Origin of the sequence: Streptomyces coffeae (assembly GCF_016741875.1) — a bacterium.
Classification (GTDB): Bacteria; Actinomycetota; Actinomycetes; order Streptomycetales; family Streptomycetaceae; genus Streptomyces; species Streptomyces coffeae.
Genome location: NZ_JAERRF010000026.1, coordinates 110,749 through 120,200, shown reverse-complemented (window position 1 = coordinate 120,200; position 9,452 = coordinate 110,749). Strand labels below are relative to the sequence as shown.

The 9,452-nt window shown below is 73.4% G+C and carries 5 protein-coding genes; 1 reads left to right on the top strand and 4 read right to left on the bottom strand.

Going from position 1 to position 9,452, the window contains the following annotated elements; all coding sequences use genetic code 11:
• The 4 genes from JK363_RS32420 to JK363_RS32405 all read right to left on the bottom strand — a co-directional run.
• Positions 1–306 (bottom strand): flavodoxin-dependent (E)-4-hydroxy-3-methylbut-2-enyl-diphosphate synthase (locus tag JK363_RS32420; protein WP_201880804.1); only part of this gene is annotated, 306 nt, incomplete at its 3' end.
• 136 nt (positions 307–442) lie between these two features.
• Positions 443–1,744 carry a M50 family metallopeptidase gene (locus JK363_RS32415; RefSeq protein ID WP_201880803.1) on the bottom strand — a complete coding sequence of 434 codons (1,302 nt, stop codon included), beginning with the start codon at positions 1,742–1,744 and terminating at the stop codon, positions 443–445.
• Positions 1,741–3,003, bottom strand: a complete 1,263-nt coding sequence (gene dxr, locus JK363_RS32410) for a 1-deoxy-D-xylulose-5-phosphate reductoisomerase (RefSeq protein WP_201880802.1) — start codon at positions 3,001–3,003, stop codon at positions 1,741–1,743. Before dxr ends, JK363_RS32415 begins: the two co-directional genes overlap by 4 nt.
• Positions 3,004–3,117: 114 nt before the next feature.
• A complete protein-coding gene (locus JK363_RS32405) occupies positions 3,118–5,052 on the bottom strand; it encodes an acyl-CoA dehydrogenase family protein (protein ID WP_201880801.1) in 1,935 nt (644 codons plus the stop codon).
• Positions 5,053–5,435: 383 nt separating this feature from the next.
• Here JK363_RS32405 and JK363_RS32400 point away from each other — a divergent pair, with 383 nt between their 5' ends.
• The gene (locus JK363_RS32400) at positions 5,436–9,431 is read left to right on the top strand and encodes a CHAT domain-containing tetratricopeptide repeat protein (RefSeq protein ID WP_201880800.1); all 3,996 of its coding nucleotides are present in this window, start codon (positions 5,436–5,438) and stop codon (positions 9,429–9,431) included.
• Positions 9,432–9,452 lie beyond the last annotated feature (21 nt).

The window sequence follows — 9,452 nt, the reverse complement described above, 5'->3', positions numbered from 1 at the left end:
GTACTTGGGCTGGAAGTGGATATCGGCGATCACCGGGATCTGCGACTTCTTCGCGATCACCGGCAGCGCCTCGGCGTCATCCTGCGACGGGCAGGCGACCCGCACGATCTGGCACCCCGACGCCGTCAGCTCCGCGATCTGCTGAAGGGTCGCCCCGATGTCCGCGGTCACCGTCGTCGTCATCGACTGCACCGACACCGGAGCGTCACCGCCCACCGCCACCGACCCGACCTGGATCTTCCGGCTGACCCGGCGGTCGGCGAGCTTGGTCGGTACGGACGGCATGCCTAGCGAAATCGCAGTCATCTGGCGAGCAACCCCAAGGTATGTGACAGGCCCGAGATCAGCGGGCTCCGCGTCCGAGATTACGGCACGGGGCCGGGCGCCAGCACACCCGGACCCGAAGTCCACCCAAAGGTGAACTTCGGGACATCTCGGGTCATCAGGAGATTCTCACCGGGTTCACGACGTCGGCCACCAGCACCAGCAGGGTGAAGCAGATGAAGATCCCCGCGATCACATAGGCGACCGGCATCATCTTGGCCACGTCGAACGGCCCGGGGTCGGGCCGCCGCACCAGCCGCGCGACATGCCGCCGTACGGACTCCCACAGCGCGCCCGCGATATGTCCGCCGTCCAGCGGAAGCAGCGGCAGCATGTTGAACAGGAACAGCGAGAGGTTGAAGCCCGCGACGAGGAACAGCATCGTCGCGATCCGCTGCGAGGGCGGGATGTCGAGGTTGGCCACCTCGCCGCCGACCCGGGCCGCGCCCACGACGCCCATCGGGGAGTCCGCCTTGCGCTCGCCGTCCCCGAAGGCCGCGTTCCACAGGTCGGGGACCTTGGAGGGCAGGTCGAGCAGTGAGTCGATGCCGTCCTCGACCATGGTGCCCATACGGTCCACGGACTGTCCGAAGGACTGCTGGACCACACCGTTGGCCGGGGTGAAGCCGAGGAAGCCCGCGGTGACGTACTTGCCCTCGACATAGCCGCCGTCCCCGTCGGACTTGGCCACCTGGTTCTTTATGAGGTTGGCGTGCAGGGTCTTGCGGACGCCGTCCCGCTCGACGGTGATCGTGGCCGGGCCGGTGGTCTTCCGGATGTCCTGCTGGAGGGCGCTCCAGTCGGGCGTCGGATGGCCGTTGAAGGCGACGATCTTGTCACGGGGCTTGAGCCCGGCGGCCTTGGCCGGGGAGTCCTTGGCGCTCTTGGGGCAGCTGTCGGTGGAGGCGGAGGCCGCGACCACACACTTGGAGACGGTGCCCACGCTGGTGGTCTGGGTGTTGACGCCGAAGGTCATCATCACGCCGAGGAAGATCACCACGGCGAGGACCAGGTTCATGAACGGCCCGGCGAACATCACGATCACGCGCTTCCACGGCTTGCGCGTGTAGAACAGCCGGGACTCGTCCCCCGGCTGGAGCTCCTCGAAGGCGGCCGACCGGGCGTCCTCGATCATGCCCCGCCAGGGCGAGGTGGAGCGTGCGGCGATCTTGCCGTCGTCACCGGGCGGGAACATCCCGATCATGCGGATGTAGCCGCCGAGCGGGACCGCCTTGACGCCGTACTCGGTCTCCCCCTTCTTGCGGGAGAAGATGGTCGGCCCGAAGCCGACCATGTACTGCGGGACCCGGATGCCGAAGAGTTTGGCCGTGGAGAGATGGCCGAGCTCATGCCAGGCGATCGAGAAGAGCAGGCCGACGGCGAACACCACTATGCCGAGGACCGTCATCAGTGTCGTCATGCGCGAGCCTCCGGGGTCGCCTTCGCCGCACGGGCGGCCAGTTCACGGGCGCGGGCACGCGCCCAGCTCTCGGCCTCGAGGACGTCCGCGACGGTGAGCTGCGTTCCCGCGGTGGGGGTGCCGTGCTCAGCCACCACCTCCGCGACCGTATCGACGATTCCGTTGAAGGGCAGCTTCCGGCCGAGGAAGGCGTCCACGCACTCCTCGTTCGCCGCGTTGAAGACGGCGGGCGCGGTACCGCCGAGGGCGCCGACGTGCCGGGCGAGGTTGATCGAGGGGAACGCCTCGTTGTCCAGCGGGAAGAACTCCCAGGTGTGGGCCTTGGACCAGTCGCAGCCGGGCGCGGCGTCCGGCACCCGCTCGGGCCAGCCGATGCCGAGCGCGAGGGCCATGCGCATATCGGGCGGGCTCGCCTGGGCGAGCGTGGAGCCATCGGTGAATTCAACCATCGAGTGGATATACGACTGCGGGTGGACGACCACCTCAATCCGTTCGAAGGGAATGTCGTAGAGAAGATGCGCCTCGATCACCTCCAGCCCCTTGTTGACGAGGGTCGCGGAGTTGATCGTGATCACCGGGCCCATGTCCCAGGTGGGGTGGGCCAGCGCCTGATCGGGGGTGACCGCGGTCAGCTCCTCCTTCGTACGGCCGCGGAAGGGGCCGCCGGAGGCGGTGACGACCAGCTTGCGCACCTCCTGGCGGGTACCGCCCAGCAGCGCCTGGAAGAGGGCGGAGTGCTCGGAGTCGACGGGGACGATCTGGCCCGGCTTGGCGACGGCGCGCACCAGCGGCCCGCCGACGATGAGGGATTCCTTGTTGGCCAGCGCGAGCACCCGGCCCGCCTCCAGGGCGGCCAGGGTCGGCGCCAGGCCGATGGAGCCAGTGATGCCGTTGAGCACGGTGTGGCACTGGGAGCGGGCCAGCTCGGTGGCCGCGTCGGGCCCGGCCAGGATCTCCGGCAGCGGTTCACCGGAGCCGTAGTGCGCGGCCAGCGCCTCGCGCAGCTCGGGCACCGCCTCCTGCCGGGCGACCGCCACCCTGGCCACCCGCAGCCGGTGGGCCTGCTCGGCGAGCAGGCCGGCCCGCCCGCCGGCGGCGGACAGCCCGGTCACCCGGAAGCGGTCGGGGTTGCGCAGCACCACGTCGATGGCCTGGGTGCCGATCGATCCGGTGGAGCCCAGGATCACGAGGTCGCGCAGGGCTCCGGCGGCGGTGGCCGCCGGGAAGCTCAGATGCGGGTCAGCCAGGGATTCCGTCATCCCCCCATTGTGGCGGCTCGGGGGGACCCACTCGACGACAGCCCCTGTCAGGCCCTGCCCGGCCCTCCCCGGCCCTGGGAGCACGGGCCGGGGGCCTTACGGCGGACGGGGGTCTCAGCGGATGGGGCGGTGGACGTTGTCCTTCGTCGCGGGGCCGGGGGTGGCGTCGGCGATCCAGGGACCGTCGTCGCTGGGGTCGAGCACCCCCTCCTCCAGCCAGGTGTACGAGCCGGAGAGCACCCCGGAGACGACCTTGCGGTCGAGCTCGTCGGTGTTGGTCCACAGCCGTCCGAAGAGCTCCTCGGCGCGGATCCGGGCCTGCCGGCAGAAGGCGTCGGCCAGCTGGTACGCCTCCACGCCGTGGTCACCGCGGTTGCGCAGCATCTCGGCCCGCACACAGGCGGCGCTCATCGCGAACAGCTCCGCGCCGATGTCCACGATCCGGCCGAGGAAGCCCTGTTTGGTCTCCATCCGGCCCTGCCAGCGCGACATGGCGTAGAACGTGGAACGCGCCAGCTTGCGCGCCGAACGCTCCACATAGCGCAGATGGGGCGAGAGGTCCCGGTGGCCCTCGGGGTGGAACTCACCGTAGGAGCCGGGCAGTTGACCGGGGCCGGTGACCAGGCCGGGCAGCCAGCGGGCGTAGAAGCCACCGGCCTTGGCGGCCGCCTTGCCCTTGTCCGACAGGGACTTGTCCGGATCGATGAGGTCGCCCGCCACCGACAGATGGGCGTCGACGGCCTCGCGGGCGATGAGGAGATGCATGATCTCCGTGGAGCCCTCGAAGATCCGGTTGATGCGCAGATCGCGGAGCACCTGCTCGGCGGGGACGGCCCGTTCGCCGCGGGCGGCGAGCGATGCCGCCGTCTCGAAGCCGCGGCCGCCGCGGATCTGGACCAGTTCATCGGCCATCAGCCAGGCCATCTCGCTGCCGTACAGCTTGGCGAGCGCCGCCTCGATCCGGATGTCGTTGCGGTCCTCGTCGGCCATCTGGGAGGCGAGGTCGATCACGGCCTCCAGCGCGAAGGTGGTCGCCGCGATGAAGGAGATCTTGGCGCCGACGGCCTCGTGGCGGGCGATCGGCTTGCCCCACTGCTCACGGGCGGCGGACCACTCACGGGCGATCTTCAGACACCACTTCCCGGAACCCGCGCACATCGCGGGCAGCGAGAGCCTTCCGGTGTTGAGCGTGGTCAGCGCGATCTTGAGCCCGGCGCCCTCGGGGCCGATCCTGTTGATGGCGGGGACACGCACCCGGTGGAAGCGGGTCACGCCGTTCTCCAGGCCGCGCAGCCCCATGAAGGCGTTGCGGTTCTCGACCGTGACGCCCTCGGCCGCCGTCTCGACGACGAAGGCCGTGATCCCGCCCTTGTTCCCCTCGGACCGCGGCACCCGGGCCATGACCACGAGCAGATCGGCGACCACGCCGTTGGTGGTCCACAGCTTGACGCCGTCGAGGATGTAGTCGTCCCCGTCCGGGACCGCGGTGGTGGCGAGCCGGGCCGGGTCGGAGCCCACGTCCGGTTCGGTGAGCAGGAACGCCGAGATGTCGGTGCGGGCGCAGCGCGGCAGGAACAGGTCCTTCTGCTCCTGGGTGCCGAACAGCTTGAGCGGCTGCGGCACTCCGATGGACTGGTGGGCGGAGAGCAGCGCGCCGACGGCGGGGCAGACGGAACTGGCCAGGGCCAGCGCCTTGTTGTAGTAGACCTGGGTGAGGCCGACCCCGCCGTACTTGGTGTCGATCTTCATGCCCAGGGCGCCGATCTCCTTGAGACCGTTGATGGTCTCGTCGGGGATCCGGGACTCTCGCTCGATGCGGGCGGCGTCGATCCGCGTCTCGCAGAACTCGCGGAGCTTGACGAGGAACGCCTCCCCGCGGCGCACGTCGTCGGGTGCGGGGGCGGGGTGCGGATGGATCAGATCGAGTCGGAAGCGGCCGAGGAACAGCTCCTTGGCGAAGCTCGGCTTATGCCATACCTGCTCGCGGGCGGCCTCGGCCACCTGGCGTGCTTCACGCTCGGACACCGGCCTGACGGATGATGCGGTCATCGGTGCTCCCTTGCCGCGAATGACGATCTCGTGACATTACCGGCACGTACCGCTGCCAGTGTGCCTCCGGTCGGGCACTCCGGCAAAGCGGGCGGACGCGACGATCCTCCGCGGATCCCCGAGTGGGGCGCGAGGGAGCCGTGCCACGCTGCCCGTGGGAGGACCGGGACCGGCCCGCCCCGGCTTCTCCGGCTGAGGGTCCGCGGAAGCCGGGACGGGTCCACGGGCGTTTTCGGGAGTGCGGAACCGGCCCGGGGCAACCTTTCAGGACGTTTTCCGGTACTTCACCCAGACCCTGTCCGCCCAGGCTCGATTCGCGCCCCCTGTGACATGTCTGCTGCCACACTCCCCTGGGAGATCCACACGCTCTGGGGGTGCCGCGCATGGGGGGACATCGGCCTTTCTGTCCGTCCCGCCCACCGTGGGACGAGCAGCGGCAGGACGGCGGGGCGGACGCCCGGGACAGCTCCTGGGCGCGTTCCGGCGGCGGCTCCCCGTACGGCTTCCAGGACTGTCCGGCGTACCGTCCCGGCCCCGGCCGCGCGGGCCCGGACGATCCGCGTGTCCTGGCCGCCATCGGGCTGCGGCTGGCCCGGCGCGGGGACGCCGACGGGGCGCGGCAGTGGCTGACGCGGGCCGCCCGCACGGACGACCCGGAGGTACTGTGCACCGTCGCGGGTGTGCACCACCAGGTGCTCGGCGACCCCGGCGCGGCACGGCCCCTGTACGAGCGCGCCGCGCGGTACGGCTCCACGGACGCCATGCGGACCCTGGGCGCGCTGCTCACCGACCAGGAGCCGTGGCCGTCCGCCGACGCCGGGCGCCGGCCGCGCGAGGCGGCCTCCGTCACCGTCGACCCCGGCGATCCGCTCACCTCCGCCGACGGGCTGCGGCTGGCCTACGTCCGGACCGGCGATCCCCCCTTGCTCGAACTCGCCCTGGACATGTGCCGGCTGGCGGTCCAGACGTACCGGGGCTCCGCCCGCACCGACCGCTACGCACTCGCCCTGTCCACCCTCGGCGTACTGCTGCGCATGGCGTACGAACGCGAGCGCTCCCCGGGGTTGCTGGCCGAGGCCGTCGAGACGGGGCGGGCGGCGGTGGCCGCCTCCTCCCGGAAGGACCCGGAGTACGCCCGGCATCTGTCCGGGCTCGCGGGCTCCCTCCAGGAGGTCTTCGAGCGGTCGGGCGACCTCGCCGTGATCGACGAGGCCATCGCGCTCTACCGCACCTGTCTGTCCGTCGTGCCGCCCTCCCACCCCGAACACGCCGGTCTGCGGACGGACTTCGGCAGCTGCCTGCTGCGCCGCGCCTGCCAGGACCCGGACCCCGCGCTCCTGGACGAGGCGGTGCAGGCAGGGCGCTCGGCGGTGCGCGGCACTCCCCCGGACCATCCCCGCTATCCGACCGCCCTGAGCAATCTGGCCGCCGCGCTGGTGCAGTACGCGCTCGTCACCGTCCAACTGCCCGCCCTGGACGAGGCCGTCGACGCCTACGAACGCGCGCTGGAGGCGTTCCCGGCCGGGCATCCGTCCCGTGAGCGCGCCCGGGAGGCGCTGGCCACCTGCGCCCGGGTCCGGCAGGCGATGCACGCGGGCCGCGGCACCACCCAGCGGCCCCGGGCCACGCGGCACGGCGCATCCGCCGGGGCCGCCGCCGTGCTGCGGGAGGCGTCCGCCCGGCTCGCCGGGTACGAACGCAACCGCGCCCTGCCGGACCTGGAGGCGGCGGTGACGGGTTTCGAGTCCGTTCTGCGGTCCTCCGCCGACGCCGGGCTGCGTGCCGCGGCGGCGGACGGGCTGGGCACCGCCACGCGGTCGCGTTACGAGCGCGGCGGCGAACGCCGCGACCTGGACCGCGCGGTCGATCTGTTCGCGGACGCGCTGGCGATGAGCCCGCCGGACGATCCGGAGACGCCCGCCGTGCGGGCGCGGCTGTCCGGGGTACTGCGGCTGCGCTGGCGGCTCACCGGCGACGGTGAGGATCTGACGGCCGCCGTCGAGCTGTCGCGCGCCGCGCTGGCGGCGGCCGCGCCGGAGGATCCGCGCCGCCCGGAGCTGCTGTCCGGACTCGCCGGAGGGCTGCTGGGGATCTTTCTGCACCACCGGGACGCCTCCGCGCTCGCCGAGGCCGTCCGGGTCTGTCGCGAGGCGCTGGCCGCCGCCCCCGACGACGCCGGGGCCCGCTCCCGACTGGCCGAGGTGCTGCGGCAGTTGGCCGGGCTCGAGGGCACGGGGGCGGCGGAGGCACTGGACGAGGCGGTCGCGCTGGCGCGGGCTGCGCTCGATGCCACCCCCGCCGGCCGGCCGCTGTACGCGCGCTTCCAGTGCCGGCTGGGCATCACCCTGCACCAGCGGTTCACCGCCCGTGCCGACCCGGAGGATCTGCGCGCCGCGGCGGACGCCGCCCGGCGCGCGGTGGCGGCCACTCCGGTCGGCGACCCCGACCGGCCGGAACGGCTGAGCGTGCTGGCGCAGGTCCGGCGACTGGACCATGAACGGCGGCAGGACGCGGAGGCGCTGGGCGCGCTGATCGACGACGCCCGCGCGGCTGCCGAGGCGGCGCCGCCCGGCCACCGGCTGCGCGCCCAGGCGCTCACCCTGTACGCCCACGCCCTGGGACTCCGGGCGGCGGCCGGGCCGGACGCGGGGGCACGGGCGGCGGCCGAGGCACGAGGGGCGGCCGAGGCACGGATGGCGGCCGAGGCCGTCCACCGCGAGCTGGCCCACGACGCGACGGCCGCCGTGAGCGCGCGGGTGCGGGCCGCCCGGCGCTGGGCCTACTCGGCGCTCTCGGCCCGCGACCTCGCCGGTGCCCTGGAGCCGTTCGCGCTCGCCGTCGAGCTGCTGCCGCGCACCGCCCCGCGCCGCGGCGGCCGGTCCACCGATGAGCGTCCGCCGGAGGGTTTCGCCGGGCTGGCGTCGGACGCGGCAGCCTGCGCGATCGGGCTCGGCGCCCCGGAGCGGGCGCTGCGGCTGCTGGAGCAGGGCCGCAGGGTGCTGCTCGGCCAGGCGCTGGACCTCGGCCCGGAACCACCGGAACTCCGGGCGGAGCACCCGGGTCTGACCCACCGTCTGGAGGAGCTGCGCGAGGCCCTGGACCGCCCGGAGGAGTCGGTCTTCGGCTCCTCGGCAAGCGTCGCGGGCTGTACGGGCGCGGCGGCCTTAGCGCTGGGCGGTGAGGACCGGCATGCGCTCGCGGAGGAGTGGGAGCGGCTGACGGCGCGGATCCGTCAGCAGCCGGGCTTCGAGGGATTCCTGCGGCCTCCGGAGGTGCCGGAGCTGCTGGCCGCCCTCGACGGGCGGGGCCGGGCCGTGGTCGTGAACGTGAGCGGGCTGCGCTGTGACGCGCTGGTGCTCACCCGCCGCTCGGTACGGGTCGTTCCGCTGCCCGCGCTGAGCCGGGAGGAGGCGGTCCGACGCGCCGACGCCTTCTTCCCGGCGGTGCGCACGGCCGAGGACGCCGGGGCGGCGGAGGAGGAACGGGCCCGCGCGCGGGCGCGGGTGCGCGAGACGCTGGAGTGGCTGTGGACCGCGGTGGCCGGGCCGGTGCTCGGCGCGCTGGGCCTCACCGGCCGGCGGTCCCGGGGCACGAAGGACGGTGCGCTTCCGCGGCTGTGGTGGGTTCCGACGGGTCCGCTGACCGGGCTGCCGCTGCACGCCGCCGGGCGCCACGATGCGTCGGGCCGTCCGGCCGACTCCGTACTGGACCGGGTGGTCTCCTCCTACGCCCCCACCGTCCACGCGCTCGCCCGCGCCGTCCGGCGCGGCGCCGATGGGCCGCCGGGGCCGGAGGAACCTCTGGTGGTGGCAGTACCGGCGACCGCGGAGGCGCCGGGTCCGCCCGGGGGCCGGGAGGGGATCGCCGCACTGACCCGCCGACTGCCCGCCGGCCGGGTGCTGACCGGTGAACGGGCCCGCCGGGACGTGGTGCTCGACACCCTCCCCCGGCACCGCTGGGCGCACTTCGCCTGCCGCGCGGTGAGCGAGCTCGGCGCGCCGTCGGCCGGGCGGATGCTGCTCCACGACCACCGGGAGCGTCCGCTGACCGCCGCCGACCTCGCCCGCCTCCCCCTGGATGACGCACGGCTGGCGTATCTGCCGGGGTGCGTGACCACGCGGACGCGCCGCGAGCCGGGCGCCGAACCGGTCCATCTGACCGCGGCGTTCCACCTCGCCGGGTACGCGCATGTCCTCGGGACGCTGTGGAGCCCCGAGGACACGGCTGCGGAACGGATCGCGGACGCCTGCTACACGCAGGTCACCGCGACGGGAACGGCCGGGGCCGCCCGCGCCCTGCACGACGCGGTGCGGACCCTGCGCGACGCGCACCCGGAGGCGCCCACGCGGTGGGCCGCGTTTGTCCACGTGGGCGCCTGAGACGGGGCCGGGCGGCCGTCG